General features: G+C 64.6%; 12 protein-coding genes. 11 read left to right on the forward strand and 1 reads right to left on the reverse strand.

What is annotated here, in order from left to right; all coding sequences use genetic code 11:
* Positions 1–26 precede the first annotated feature (26 nt).
* From AZC_RS09720 to AZC_RS09740, 5 genes are all read left to right on the forward strand, one after another.
* On the forward strand, positions 27–2345 hold the full coding sequence (locus tag AZC_RS09720; RefSeq protein WP_043879158.1) for a molybdopterin guanine dinucleotide-containing S/N-oxide reductase: 2319 nt from the start codon (positions 27–29) through the stop codon (positions 2343–2345).
* Positions 2342–3550: a CaiB/BaiF CoA transferase family protein gene (locus AZC_RS09725; protein ID WP_012170403.1), complete on the forward strand. Its 1209-nt coding sequence runs from the start codon at positions 2342–2344 to the stop codon at positions 3548–3550. The genes AZC_RS09720 and AZC_RS09725 overlap by 4 nt, the downstream gene beginning before the upstream one ends.
* Before the next feature lie 14 nt (positions 3551–3564).
* Positions 3565–4023: a MaoC family dehydratase gene (locus AZC_RS09730; RefSeq protein WP_012170404.1), complete on the forward strand. Its 459-nt coding sequence runs from the start codon at positions 3565–3567 to the stop codon at positions 4021–4023.
* Positions 4023–4904, forward strand: a complete 882-nt coding sequence (locus AZC_RS09735; RefSeq protein WP_043880207.1) for an HpcH/HpaI aldolase/citrate lyase family protein — start codon at positions 4023–4025, stop codon at positions 4902–4904. Before AZC_RS09730 ends, AZC_RS09735 begins: the two co-directional genes overlap by 1 nt.
* A gap of 170 nt (positions 4905–5074) precedes the next feature.
* The gene (locus AZC_RS09740) at positions 5075–5740 is read left to right on the forward strand and encodes a TenA family protein (RefSeq protein ID WP_043879159.1); all 666 of its coding nucleotides are present in this window, start codon (positions 5075–5077) and stop codon (positions 5738–5740) included.
* A gap of 138 nt (positions 5741–5878) precedes the next feature.
* On the opposite strand, the gene AZC_RS09745 is transcribed toward AZC_RS09740, so the two are convergent.
* Positions 5879–6589 (reverse strand): GntR family transcriptional regulator, encoded by a 711-nt coding sequence (locus AZC_RS09745; RefSeq protein ID WP_012170407.1) that lies wholly within the window; start codon positions 6587–6589, stop codon positions 5879–5881.
* 252 nt (positions 6590–6841) lie between these two features.
* On the opposite strand from AZC_RS09745, the gene AZC_RS09750 reads away from it, so the two are divergent.
* The 6 genes from AZC_RS09750 to AZC_RS09775 all read left to right on the forward strand — a co-directional run bounded on the left by AZC_RS09750 (position 6842) and on the right by AZC_RS09775 (position 12904).
* Entirely contained in the window at positions 6842–7744 is a 903-nt protein-coding gene (locus AZC_RS09750) for a VOC family protein (protein WP_012170408.1), read from the forward strand.
* Between the two features lie 20 nt (positions 7745–7764).
* Complete coding sequence (locus AZC_RS09755; protein WP_043879160.1) at positions 7765–8652, forward strand: alpha/beta hydrolase; 888 nt, start codon at positions 7765–7767, stop codon at positions 8650–8652.
* Entirely contained in the window at positions 8649–9701 is a 1053-nt protein-coding gene (locus AZC_RS09760; RefSeq protein ID WP_012170410.1) for an Ldh family oxidoreductase, read from the forward strand. Before AZC_RS09755 ends, AZC_RS09760 begins: the two co-directional genes overlap by 4 nt.
* A 56-nt stretch (positions 9702–9757) precedes the next feature.
* Positions 9758–10609, forward strand: coding sequence for a fumarylacetoacetate hydrolase family protein (locus AZC_RS09765; protein ID WP_012170411.1), 852 nt, complete (start codon positions 9758–9760; stop codon positions 10607–10609).
* 38 nt (positions 10610–10647) lie between these two features.
* The gene (locus AZC_RS09770; RefSeq protein WP_012170412.1) at positions 10648–11796 is read left to right on the forward strand and encodes an ABC transporter substrate-binding protein; all 1149 of its coding nucleotides are present in this window, start codon (positions 10648–10650) and stop codon (positions 11794–11796) included.
* A 73-nt stretch (positions 11797–11869) separates the two neighbouring features.
* Positions 11870–12904 (forward strand): branched-chain amino acid ABC transporter permease, encoded by a 1035-nt coding sequence (locus AZC_RS09775; protein WP_012170413.1) that lies wholly within the window; start codon positions 11870–11872, stop codon positions 12902–12904.

Raw genomic sequence — 12904 nt, forward strand, 5'->3', positions numbered from 1 at the left:
CTGGCCGCGGCCTTGCCGAGCCTCAGATGCCTCGTAACCCTTCGATTGCCGCTGGTGCCTCTCACGCTTCGCACTGGGGAAGTTTTTCTGCGCGTTGGGATGGGGACCGTGTTCAATTGACACCGCATCCCGAAGATCCCGCTCCTTCTCCGATCCTGGGGAACTTCGCCGATGCCTTGCGCCATCAGGCGCGCATCCTTCGCCCAATGGTGCGCCGGGGCTGGCTGGACCACGGACCCGGTCCCCGCCACCGGGACTTCTCAAACGATCTGGTGCCGGTCTCTTGGGAAACGGCACTCAGTCTTGTGGCGACTGAGATCGCGCGCGTCCGCGACTCCTACGGGCCGGAGGCGGTCTACGGCGGCTCCTATGGCTGGTCCAGCGCCGGCCGGTTTCATCACGCCCAAAGCCAGATTCACCGCTTCCACAACGTGGTGTGCGGCGGCTATGTGCGGTCGGTCAATAGCTACAGTGCGGGCGCCTCTGCTGTCATCTTGCCACGCGTGATGGGACCTTTCGAGCCCCTGTCCCGTCACAATGTCACGTGGGACCAAATCTGCGCCCACACGGATATGGTGCTCGCCTTCGGCGGCATGCCGATCAAGAATTCCATGATCGCCAGCGGCGGCATCACCCGCCACGTGGAAGCCGACGCGATGGCTCGGGCGGCGGCGCGAGGCACCGAATTCTGGTCGGTGAGCCCGTTGCGGGACGATATGCCCGAGGCGGCGGAAGCTCGCTGGTTGCCAATCCGTCCCGGAACCGACGTCGCAATGATGCTCGGGCTTGCACACACGCTGCTGACCGAAGCGTTATACGATAGCTCCTTTGTCGCGCGTTATTGCGTTGGCTTCGAACGGTTCGCGTCGTATCTCACGGGCGAGGCCGACGGCCTGCCAAAGAGCGCGGACTGGGCAGCCGAGATTACAGGCATCGGTGCGGATGCCATGCGTATGCTCGCACGCCGGCTGGTGGAAGGGCGCAGCCTCATCACCGTGGCTCATTCCCTTCAGCGGGCGCAGTTTGGAGAGCAGCCGGTCTGGATGGCTGCGACCCTCGCCGCCATGGTCGGTCAGATTGGTTTACCAGGGGGCGGTTTCAACTATGCCCTTGGCGCCATGGGTCATACTGGTCGGCAAATCAACGCCGTTCCAATTCCCACTTTGCCGCAGGGGCGAAACGGCGTCTCCACCTTCATTCCGGTCGCGCGTATCGCAGACATGCTTCTGAATCCGGGAGGTGTGTTCGCCTTCAATGGAGCAACATACGTTTATCCCCGCGTGCGCCTCATTCACTGGGCCGGGGGCAACCCCTTCCATCATCATCAGGATCTCAACCGTCTGCGCCGTGCCTTCTCGGAGGCGGATACCATCATCGTCCAGGAGAGCGCTTGGACGCCAATGGCACGTTTCGCTGACATCGTGCTGCCGGTCACGATGACACTGGAGCGCGAGGATATCGGCGCAGCGGCTACCGACCCGCGTCTGATCGCGATGCGTCAGGTGGCGCCCCCGATCGGGGAGGCTCGTGATGATTTTGTGATTTTCAGCGCTCTCGCCGCTCGCCTCGGCCTCGAAGCCGCCTTCACGGAGGGACGCTCCGTGCGCGAGTGGCTTGCACATCTTTACGAGCAGACACAGGAAGCTTTGGAAAATGCTGGCCTGTTCGCCCCCTCCTTCGAGGAGTTCTGGGAGAGAGGCGAGATCCCCTTGCCTTCGGCGCCCGACGATGGCGGTCTGCTGCGGGCCTTTCGCGCCGATCCGCAGGCCGCGCCTCTCCCAACGCCAAGCGGACGCATCGAGATTTTCTCGGAGACCATTGCCGGCTTCGGTTACGACGATTGCCCTGGGCATCCGACCTGGCTGCCTTCGGAAGAACAGCCCTCCGCCCAGACACCACTGACACTGGTGGCCAACCAGCCCGCCACGCGGTTGCACAGCCAATTGGACTTTGCGGCTCATAGCCAGTCACACAAGCAGAAGGGCAGGGAGGTCGTTCGTATCAATCCGAACGATGCGCTCGAGCGGGGCATCGGAGACGGCGACCTTGTACGCCTTTTCAACGCGCGCGGCGCCTGCGTGGCCAGCGCGCGCCTGAGCGCCGATGTGATGCCGGGCGTGCTGCACCTGCCAACCGGCGCTTGGTACGATCCCGAGGACGAGGCACCGGAGGGGCCGCTCTGCGTGCATGGCAATCCCAACGTCCTGACGCGGGATGTTGGCACCTCACAATTGGCGCAGGCCTGCTGCGGCCAGGTCACTGTGGTGGATATCGCCCGGCATGATCGACCAGTGCGCGAAGTGCTGGCACATCGCCCGCCCGCGTTCGCGGAGGCCGCGCCATGACAGTTGACCTCGGTCCCCGTCCGTTGGACGGCCTTAGAATTCTCGACCTGACGACCGTCGTCATGGGGCCCTACGCCTCTTCTATCCTCGCGGACATGGGAGCGGATGTGATCAAGCTCGAAAGTCCGGGCGGCGACATTCTGCGACAGGTTGGGCCAAGCCGCAGTGGCGAGGCTGGCGGGATGTTCCTGCACGCCAACCGCGGCAAGCGCGGCATTGTGTTGGACCTCAAGTCTGAAGAGGGCCGTGCCACCGCTCTCCAGCTCATCGCGGACGTCGATGTGCTCTTCTACAATCTGCGTCCAAGCGCCATGGAGCGTCTCGGGCTGAGCTACGAAGCGGTCGCCGCTCAGAATCCCGCTATTATCTACGTAGGCGCCTTCGGCTTTGGACGCGACGGACGGTATGCCGACCTCCCCGCCTATGATGATCTGATCCAAGGACTCGCGGCGATCCCGGCTCTTCTCGCCGAAGCCGGCGACGGCACGCCACGCTATGTGCCGGTCAACATTGCGGACCGTATCGTCGGTTTACATGCCGCCATCGCCATACTCGGGGCAGTGCATTTCCGCGATCGGACCGGCCTTGGACAGCGGGTCGACGTTCCGATGTTCGAGACCATGGCCAGCATGGTGCTCGCAGATCACATGGCGGGGTTGAGCTACACACCCCCCCTGGACGCAGGAGGCTATCGCCGCCTGCTGACCAAGGAACGTCGACCCTTTCGTACAGCAGATGGCCACCTATGTGTTGTCCTCTACACGGACCAGCATTGGCGGCGTTTCCTTGAGATCGCAGGTCGGGACGACCTGACGAGCGACCCCCGTTTCGTCAATCATGCCGCCCGCATAAAACATGCCGATGAGATCGCGCGGGAATTGGCCACCATCCTGGCCACACGCAGCACCCGGGCATGGCAGGACGTGCTGGGAAAGGCCGACATTCCGAACGCCGTCATGCACACCATCGAGAGCTTGATGCAGGATGGTCATCTGGAGGACGTCGGCTTCTTCATCCATTCGCTGCATCCGTCCGAAGGTCCCGTGATCGAGATGGCGCCCCCGTCCCGGTGGAGCCTTTCGCAGCCCCGAGCGTCGCGCCCAGCGCCTCGGCTGGGCGAGCACACGAGCGAAATCGCAGCAGAACTCGGGAATGCTCGACGCGAACCGAACGATGTTGAGCATCAGCCAATCAGAAGTTTCTGACAGGAGGTGCGGCCATGGCCGGTCTTCATTTCGAGGATTTCTCCGTGGGGCAACGGTTTCAGCACGGCCTCAGCCGAACCGTCACGGAGATGGACAACACGCTATTTTCCTTACTGACGATGAATCCACAGCCCCTGCATATTGACGCGCACTTCGCAGAAGGCACTGAATGGGGACAGCGGCTGTTCAATAGCATCTATACGCTCGGCATAATGATCGGCATGACGGTGTATGACACGACGCTTGGAACCACCGTGGCCAACCTTGGCATGACGGACGTGACGTTTCCGAAGCCGGTCTTCCATGGCGATACGTTGCGCGCGGAGACAAGGGTCATTGCCATCCGCGGCAGCAAATCACGACCAGAGGCGGGCATCGTCGAGTTCGAGCATATCGCCTTGAACCAGGAGGGAGAAATCGTCGCCTCCTGTCGCCGCTCGGCACTGATGCACCGCCGCGTCGAGGTCGCATGATGCGCTCTCTCCTGTTCGTTCCCGCAGATAGCCGGCGAAAATTCGAGAAGGCGTCGATGAGCAAGGCGGATGCCCTGATCCTGGATCTCGAGGATTCGGTCGCGCCCGCCATGAAAGCCGAAGCGCGAGAGCTTCTCGGGTCTCTACTTGCGGCGCCGCGGCGGCAGAAGCTGTTTGTGCGCGTCAACGCCCTGGAGACGGGCCTCGTCCCCCTTGACCTCGCCGCAATCATGCCGGGGGGGCCCGACGGCATTGTGCTTCCGAAATGCTCGGGCCCGGATGCGGTGCGCCAGCTGGGGCATTATCTTGATGTCGGTGAGGCTTGGCAGGACGCCAGTGGCGCGCAGGTCGGCAGCACCCGCATCCTCGCCATCGTCACGGAAACGGCTGAGAGCGTGCGCGCCCTTGCAGCATGTTCCTATGCCAATGTCAGTCCGCGGCTATGGGGGATGATGTGGGGTAGAGAGGATTTGACCGCCTCTCTCGGTGCCTCGCCAAACAACGGGGGCGATTCCTATCGCGAACCCATCCGCCTTGCGCGAAATCTCTGCTTGATAGCTGCCGCTGCGGCGGGTGTGGAAGCTATCGATGCCGTCGCCCCAGACATCGACAATCTCCATGCGATCGCAGTCGAAGCGCAGGAGGCCCGGAGAGACGGCTTTTCAGGTAAGGCGATCATTCACCCGACCCATGTCGAGCCAGTCCATGCCGCGTTCACTCCGGCACCAGAAGAAGTGGCGTGGGCCCTACGTGTCTGTGAAGCATTTGCCAGCCAGCCTGACGCCGGGGTCCTGAAGCTAGACGGCAAGATGGTGGACAAGCCCCATCTGAGGGCAGCCGAACGCATCTTGGGGCAGACGAATTGGCCTGCTTCAGCATGAACGCGATCTACGCTTCCGTGAACTTCGGCGCCTTCATGGAACTCTCCTCTTCCCCGAGCCGGGGATCATAAGCGGAAAATTCCAGCTCAAACGCGCCAGAAAACGGGGAGCACGTCAGCGGGCTTGCGCGGGAACGAAGCGTGTCCGATACCGGCGCAGGGAGAAACGGCATGGATGTTTTCACGCGCCTGAAAGCGTCGGCATTGGCGGACTGGCAGAGCTATGTGGACCATGACTTCGTGCGCCAGCTCGGCGCGGGCACGCTGCCCGAGGCCGCGTTTCGCGCCTATCTGGTGCAGGATTATCTGTTCCTGATCCAGTTCGCCCGCGCCTATGCGCTCGCCGCCTACAAGAGCCGCACGCTCAACGATATTCGCATCGCACAGGAGGGGGTGGCGGCCATTCTGGCCGAGACCGAGCTCCACGTGCGCTTGTGTGCCCGCTGGGGGCTGTCGCGCGCCGATCTCGATGCCGCGCGCGAGGAGCAGGCCACCGTGGCCTATACGCGCTTCGTGCTGGATTGCGGGGCGGCGGGCGACCTGCTCGATCTGCACACGGCACTGGCGCCCTGTGTCATCGGCTATGCCGAGATCGGCCGCGCGCTGGCACCCGATGGTGCCGACGGGCCGAATGACCATCCATATCGCGAGTGGATCGGCGAATATGCCGGGGCGGGCTACCAGAGCGTGGCGGCAACAGCACGCCGACATCTGGACGACCTCGCCGCGCGCACGATGACCGACCGCCGCTTCGCCGAACTGTCCGCCTTGTTCGGGCAGGCTGCGCGGTTAGAGGCAGATTTCTGGCAGATGGGACTGGACCTCGGCGCCCGCTGACCCTGGTTGCGGACCGGAGAAACGGATGCGCGGCCTCTTGTGGTGAGAGGCCACTCTTGGTCTTTGCTGTAACCCGGATGCCGCGGCGAAGAACGGTTCGGGCCGTCTATGAGGCATATGGGGTGCGCCGCCCGCGATCTATTCGGCCGCCTCTCCAGGGGCGCCGGCGGCGAACAGATGGCCGCCGTGGGCAATGACATTCTCGCTGGTCTCTCGAATGTGCCGGGCAATGAGGGAGAGCGCCCTTTCCTCATCCCGCGCGAGCGCGGCGTCGGCAATCATCTTATGCTCAACATCCTTCTTGCGCCACTTCGTGCGGAACTGGGAAGAGATGCGGCGATAGCGATGGGCGCGCTCGAACAGCTTGTTGCGGATTTCCACGAGCGTCGGCGAGTTGCAGGCGGCCACCAGCGAGGCATGGAAAGCCCCATGCACCTTGGTCCAGTCCTCGGAGAGATAATATTCCCGCCCGAGGCGCGCCTGCATCCGGTCCATCCGGTGGAAAGTGGACAGGATTTCTGCTTCCCACGCATCGTCGCCATTGCGCATGGAGCGGCGCAGCATCTCGATTTCAATCAGAACGCGCGTTTCGGTGAGATCGTTCAGGTCGGCGATGGAGACGGGCGCCACCATGAAGCCGCGCTGGCCTTCCGCCACCACGAGGTTGTCGGCGGTCAATCGCGACAGGGCCTCGCGCAGGGTTGAGAAGCTGACGTCATAGCGCGCCCGCAATGCCTCAAAGCGCAGCTTCTCGCCGGGCTTCAGCTCGCAATTGATGATGTCGCTGCGCATCCTCTGGAGGACGTCGCCGGCCCGCGTTTCCTTGCCGGTCTTCTGCATGTCGCTCATGTCCGCCTCGGTTCCCGCCGCCGCAGGCTGAGGCCCTCGACCGTTTCTTCTGACTTGAGGTTAGCCGATTTTCGAAAAAAATCAATCTCGCGCGTCTCCGCGTCGCTTCCACGTTGCGCGCACCAATATCGGTCATTCGTTCCTTGTTTCGATATAAGAATTTTTTTCGAAAATAATTGCCACCCTCCGAGATTTTGCCTATCCCTTTCTCATGGCCGCACAGAACGGCCCCCTACCGCTAGTGAGGAAGCAATGGCGCCAATCGTTCACGCCGTTGGGCATCTGAAGATTCTGGTCAGCGATCCGGACGCCGTCATTCGCGATGCCACCGAAATTCTCGGTCTGCATGTCACCAACCGGCAGGAGGGGCAGACATGGCTGAGCTCAAACGGGCGCTCCGCCGAGCTGGTCCTGCTTCATGCCGGCGAGAACGCCACGCACACGATCGGCCTTGAAGCGCTCACGGTCGAAGCCGTGCGGGCGGCCGAGGCGCGGGTCGCGCAGCTGGGGTGCCGCATTGAATCCTCCCAGCCCAGCCTGACGTGCATGGCTGCGGGCGTGACGTTCACCACGCCGGAAGGGCTCCGCTTCGAGATCCACACGCCGGTGAAGGACACGATCTATGGCCGCCGCCAGCCTTCCACGGGTGTCGGCGCGAACCGGATGGATCACATCAATCTCATCACGCCCGATCCTGCCGCGACCCGCTCCCAGCTGGAAGGCATCGGTGGCCTGATGCTCTCCGAGCGGCTGGTGGATGACAGCCTGAGTTGGATGTATGGCGGCAATCGCCAACACCACATCCTCGGGTTGGTGAAAGGCACCGTGGGCCTCCACCACTATTCGTTCGAATTCCTTGAATTCAATCAGTATCTGCGTCTCGGCGACACGCTCGACCGCTTCGGCAAGCAGATGCTGTGGGGGCCCGGACGCCATCGACCCGGAGACAATACATACGCTTATTACGTCGAGGCGTCCGGCGCGATGGTGGAATGCTCGGGCGCCATGGCTCTGGTGGCGGATGACGCGACCTTCGAGCCGAATGTCATCACCAATCTCCAGCGCCCCGGAAATGTACGGCAAATGAACGTGTGGGGCACACCCGCGCCGCTGGAGTGGCGCACTCATCACTTCCCCTTCGCCGCCATCGGTTGATCGAGGCCCGGGACAGGACCATGCAAGAGAAACTCACCTTCATGTCGGACGGCCTCAAGCTGTCCGCGGTGCTTCACGTGCCCGAAGGCCGCCGGCCCGACGAGCGCCTGCCGGCTTTCATCGTCCTGCACGGCTTCGTCGGCTCGAAGGACGAATCCCACGCCGAGATTCAGGCCCGGATGCTGGAAGATTTCGGCTATGTGGCGCTGCGCTTCGATTTCCGCTGCTGCGGCGAGAGCGAAGGCGAGCGGGCGCAGGTGCGCTGTTTCGATCAGGTGGCGGACGCCAAGAATGCGCTGACCTTCCTGGCGGGACGCCCGGAAGTGGACCCGGCCCGCATCGGCGTGGTCGGCCATTCCTTCGGCGCGGCGGTCGCGGTCTATTCGGCGGGCGTGGATAGCCGCTTTGCCTGCGTCATCTCCTCCTGCGGCTGGGGCGACGGGGAACGCAAGTTCCGCGGCCAGCACCCGACGCCGGAAGCCTGGGCGCGCTTCACCGGGCTGCTGGAGGCTGGCCGCAAGCACAAGCGCGAGACCGGGCAGAGCATGTGGATCTCCCGCTTCGACGCGGTGCCGATCCCCGAGCCGCTGCGCCGCAATCTCTCGCCCAAGGCCATCATGGAGATCCCGGTCGAGACCGCGATCAGCATGTATGAGTTCCGGGCTGATGACGTGGTGGGCAACATCGCCCCACGTCCGGCGCTGTTCTTCCACACGGCGGACGACGGCATCACCCCCACCGAGCAGTCCATCCGGATGTTCGAGAAGGCCGGCCAGCCGGCGGAACTGATGCTCATCACCGGAACGTCGCACTTCCCGCTGTCGGAGCAGGATGCGCCGCGCACCAAGCTGATGATCAGGGGCTGGCTGGACAAGTTCTTCCCTTCGCCGCTCGGGGGGGCGGCATGAGCGGCACGCCGCTCACCCTCGCGCCGGAGGCGCTCTCGGCCTTTGCGGCGGGCCTGCTGGAGGCGGGCGGGTTCCGCCCCGCCGATGCGAAGAAATCCGCAGATCTGCTCGTCTGGGCCAATCAGCGCGGCGTGGACTCCCACGGCGTGCTGCGCATTCCGCGCTATGTGGAGATGGTGGGGCTTGGCCTAATCAATCCGGCCGCCGAGCCGAAGGTGGTGAACGAATGGGGGGCCGTGGCTCTGATTGATGCGGGTCTTGCACCCGGCGCATCGGCCATGGAGCAGGTGACGGACAAGGCCATTGAGATCGCCGGCCGCCTTGGCGGCGGTTTCTGTGTCGGCCGGAATGTCACCCATGCCGGCGCGGTGGGCTATTTTGCCCACCGCATCGCCGCCCGAGGGCTGGTGGGCATTGTGATGACGGCCTCCAAGCCGCTCATGGCCTATCCCGGCGCGCGGGGGGAGGTGGTATCCTCCAATCCGCTTGCCATCGCCGCGCCCTCGGAAGTTGCGGGCGAGCCCATCGTCCTCGACATGTCCACCGCAGCGGTTGCCCTCGGCCAGGTTTTGGCCGCCCGCGACGCCGGCCGGACCATTCCGGAAGGCTGGGGCATCGATGCCGCCGGCCGCCCCACGACGGACCCCGCCGCCGTGCAGGCGCTCACCCCCATGGCCGGCGCCAAGGGGGCGGGACTGTCGCTGATGATCGAAGTGCTCTGCTCCCTGCTGGCGGGCAATCCCCTCATCGCCCCGGCGCTGTCCGGCGCGGCGCCGGCCGGCTTCAACGGCTTCGTCGCCGCTATTGATCCGGGGGCCTTCGGCTCGCGGGAGCGCTTTCTGGGGGACGTCCGTGGGCTTGCGGCCGCGATCCACGGGCTGCCGCCGGCAGAGGGGACGCAGGCCGTGCTCCTGCCGGGCGAGCGCGGGCGTCGCACGGCCGAGACCCGCCGCTCCGGCATCCCGCTGGCGCGGGGCACCTCCTCGAAGCTCAAGGAACTGGCAACCCGGCTCGGGGTGACGATCCCCGAAGCTCTCCAAGCGGCCTGAACCGGCACAAGACCGGACATCGGCGGCATCAGACCGCCACGGGAAGGAAACGTGCCATGAAGCTCCTGTCCTATGCGATAGGGGGTGCTGAAAGCTGGGGCGCCGTGACGGACGCCGGCGTCGTCGATCTTGCCCAAGCCGTGCCCGCTTGCCCGACGCTCGCGGATTTCATCGGTAGCCCGGACTTCGAGCAGCGGGACGCGCTGCTGGCCGGCCGATCGGGCGCGGTGATCCCGCTCCACGATATCCGCTTCCTTCCGGTCATTCCCCGGCCGGAGAAGATCGTCTGCGTGCTGCGCAACTATCACGAGCCGGACGCGGGTCCGGATGCGCTGCCCCCGCCGGCCTTCCCGCCCATCTTCCTCAGGGTGTGGCGCTCGCAGGTGGGGCATCTGGCGCCCGTCATCCGCCCCCGCGTCTCGACGCAGCTTGATTTCGAGGGCGAGCTGGCCGTGATGATCGGCAAGGCCGGCCGGCATATTCCGGCTGAGACCGCGCTCGATCATGTGGCCGGCTATTCCATCTACAATGATGTGAGCGTGCGGGACTGGCAGCGGCACGCCCAGCAGATCGCCTCGGGTAAGAATTTCATCGGCACGGGGCCGTTCGGCCCATGGATGGTGACGGCGGATGAAATCCCGAACCCGTCCGGCCTTGCCCTCAGCACCCGGCTGAATGGCGAAACGGTGCAAAGCTCGGACACATCGCGCCTCATCTTCGATGTGCCCGCGCTCATTGCCTATTGCTCCACCATCTTCGATCTCGTGCCGGGGGATGTAATTGTCACCGGCACGCCGGGTGGTGCGGGCTTCACCCGCAAGCCGCCGCTCTATCTCAAGCCGGGAGACCGGGTCGAGGTGGAGATTGCCCGTATCGGCACGCTCAGCAACGACGTCATCGACGAATAGGCCGCACAAGACGGCATGACCGGATCGGGAGGAAACCCATGAAACTTCAGGCCCTGGCGCTCGGCGCCGCCATCCTTGTCCTACCCCTTACGGGCAGCCTCGCGCAGGAGATCAAGCTCGGCGCTACGCTCTCCACCACCGGGCCAGCGGCCTCGCTCGGCATTCCCATGAAAAACACCCTTCAGATCCTGCCCAAGGAGATCGAGGGTGTTCCCGTCTCGTGGACCATTCTCGACGATGGCACGGACACGACACAGGCGCGGCGCAATGCCGAGAAGCTGGCCTCGGAGAATGTGGACCTCATCATCGGCGGCAACACCACGCCCACCTCGCTCGCGACGGTGGAGATTGCCGGCCGCACCCAGACCCCCGTTCTCGCCATTGCGCCGTCGCCTGGCATCATAGAGCCGGTGGAGGGGGCGAAGACCTGGGTCTTCAAGGTGCCGCTGGGCGAGCGGGAACTGGCCGAGCGCACCCTTGCCAGCATGTCGCAACGTGGCGTGAAGACCATCGGCTTCATCGGCTTCAACGATGCGCTGGGTGAAGGCTGGCTCAAGGAGTTCGAGCGGTTTGCGCCGAAGTTCGGCATCACCATCTCGGCGGTGGAGAAGTTCGCGCGAACGGACACCTCCGTGGTGGCGCAGGCGCTGAAGGTTCTGGCGGCGCGCCCCGACGCGGTCTTTGTGGGGGCCACCGGCACGCCCGCCGTGCTGCCTACCGCCCAGTTGCGGGAGCGCGGCTACAAGGGGCTCATCTATCAGGCATCCGGCGTGGTAAATAACGACTTCCTGCGCGTTGGCGGCAAGAATGTGGATGGGGTTCTGATCGCCGCCGGCCCGCTGCTCGTGGCCAGCGCCCTGCCGGACGCCAACCCCAGCAAGGCCACCAGCCTCGATTTCGTGAAGCTGTATGAGGCCACCTATGGTCCCGGCTCGGCCTCGCTGTTCGCCGGAAATGCCTATGACGCCTGGCTGCTGATCCGCAATGCAATGTCCTCGGCCCTTAAGGTGGCAAAGCCGGGAACGCCGGAATTCCGCGCTGCGCTGCGCTCGGCGCTGGAAAAGACGGACGGTCTTGCGGTCACGAACGGCGTCATCACCTTCGGGCCGAACAATCACGGCATTTTCCCGCCGGGAACGCCGGTGATGCTGACGGTGCGCAACGGCACCTGGGCGCTCGCCAACTGACGGACGCCAACGTCCCGCTGATCGCGCCGGCAGGCGCCATCGGAACCTGCCTTGCTCTGCAAAAAGGTCCGTCATGACGTTCGACATCGCGCTGTTCCTGGCGCAGGACGGCATCGTCAATGCCGCCATCTATGCGCTCATCGCCCTTGCGCTCGTCTTGGTGTTCCAGGTGACGCGCATCCTGTTCGTGCCGCAGGGCGAGTTCATTTCCTACGGTGCGTTGACGCTGGCCGCGCTGGAGGCGGGGCAAATCCCCGCCACCATCTGGATCCTGCTCGGCGGTGCCGTGGCCAGTGCGGTGATGACCACCGCGCGGGAACGGGCACGGCTCGGTCGGCTGAGGATCCCGGCTGGGCAGATCGCGCTCGTGGCCTATGCCTTGGTCGTCGTCGCCCTCGTCACGTGGCTTGCCCCCCTGAAGCCGAGCATGTGGATCGCCATTCCGCTGACGCTCGCCCTTATCGTGCCGCTTGGGCCGATCCTCTACACCACGGTGTTCGAGGGTATCGCGCGGGCGTCCAACCTCACGCTGCTGATCGCCGCCGTGGCGCTGCATTATGCGCTGGTCGGCATAGGTCTCCTGCTCTTCGGCGCGGAAGGCGCGCGCGCCGCGCCCCTGTCGGATGCGGCCTTTGTGCTGGGGCCGATCCTCATCACCGCCCAGAGTGTTCTGGTGGTGCTGGCGACAGCGGCCATCATGGTGCTGCTCTACGTGTTTTTCAGCCGATCGATAGAGGGCAAGGCGCTGCGCGCCACGGCCATCAGCCGCGAGGGGGCGAAGCTCGTGGGGATCCGTCCCGTGCATGCGGGGCGCCTCTCCTTCCTCTTCGCCAGCGCCATCGGCACGGTCAGCGGCGTTCTCGTCGCCTCACTGACCACCTTCTATTACGATTCCGGCTTCATCGTGGGCCTCAAGGGCTTCGTCGCCGCGATCATCGGCGGGCTCGCCAGCTATCCCCTCGCCGTAGCGGGGGCTCTCATCGTCGGCTTTCTTGAGTCCTTTTCCTCCTTCTGGCTCAGCTCCTTCAAGGAAGTGATCGTGTTCGCCCTCATCATTCCCGTTTTACTCTGGCGCTCCCTGCGCGCGCCCCACACCGAGCGCGAATGA

Origin of the sequence: Azorhizobium caulinodans ORS 571, from assembly GCF_000010525.1 — a bacterium.
Classification (GTDB): domain Bacteria; phylum Pseudomonadota; class Alphaproteobacteria; order Rhizobiales; family Xanthobacteraceae; genus Azorhizobium; species Azorhizobium caulinodans.

What these genes read in the sequence shown, in the direction of transcription:
- AZC_RS09720 (WP_043879158.1), top strand. Translation starts at nt 27, where the DNA reads ATGCCTCGTAACCCTTCGATTGCCGCTGGTGCCTCTCACGCTTCGCAC.
- AZC_RS09725 (WP_012170403.1), top strand. Translation starts at nt 2,342, where the DNA reads ATGACAGTTGACCTCGGTCCCCGTCCGTTGGACGGCCTTAGAATTCTC.
- AZC_RS09730 (WP_012170404.1), top strand. Translation starts at nt 3,565, where the DNA reads ATGGCCGGTCTTCATTTCGAGGATTTCTCCGTGGGGCAACGGTTTCAG.
- AZC_RS09735 (WP_043880207.1), top strand. Translation starts at nt 4,023, where the DNA reads ATGCGCTCTCTCCTGTTCGTTCCCGCAGATAGCCGGCGAAAATTCGAG.
- AZC_RS09740 (WP_043879159.1), top strand. Translation starts at nt 5,075, where the DNA reads ATGGATGTTTTCACGCGCCTGAAAGCGTCGGCATTGGCGGACTGGCAG.
- AZC_RS09745 (WP_012170407.1), bottom strand. Translation starts at nt 6,589, where the DNA reads ATGAGCGACATGCAGAAGACCGGCAAGGAAACGCGGGCCGGCGACGTC.
- AZC_RS09750 (WP_012170408.1), top strand. Translation starts at nt 6,842, where the DNA reads ATGGCGCCAATCGTTCACGCCGTTGGGCATCTGAAGATTCTGGTCAGC.
- AZC_RS09755 (WP_043879160.1), top strand. Translation starts at nt 7,765, where the DNA reads ATGCAAGAGAAACTCACCTTCATGTCGGACGGCCTCAAGCTGTCCGCG.
- AZC_RS09760 (WP_012170410.1), top strand. Translation starts at nt 8,649, where the DNA reads ATGAGCGGCACGCCGCTCACCCTCGCGCCGGAGGCGCTCTCGGCCTTT.
- AZC_RS09765 (WP_012170411.1), top strand. Translation starts at nt 9,758, where the DNA reads ATGAAGCTCCTGTCCTATGCGATAGGGGGTGCTGAAAGCTGGGGCGCC.
- AZC_RS09770 (WP_012170412.1), top strand. Translation starts at nt 10,648, where the DNA reads ATGAAACTTCAGGCCCTGGCGCTCGGCGCCGCCATCCTTGTCCTACCC.
- AZC_RS09775 (WP_012170413.1), top strand. Translation starts at nt 11,870, where the DNA reads ATGACGTTCGACATCGCGCTGTTCCTGGCGCAGGACGGCATCGTCAAT.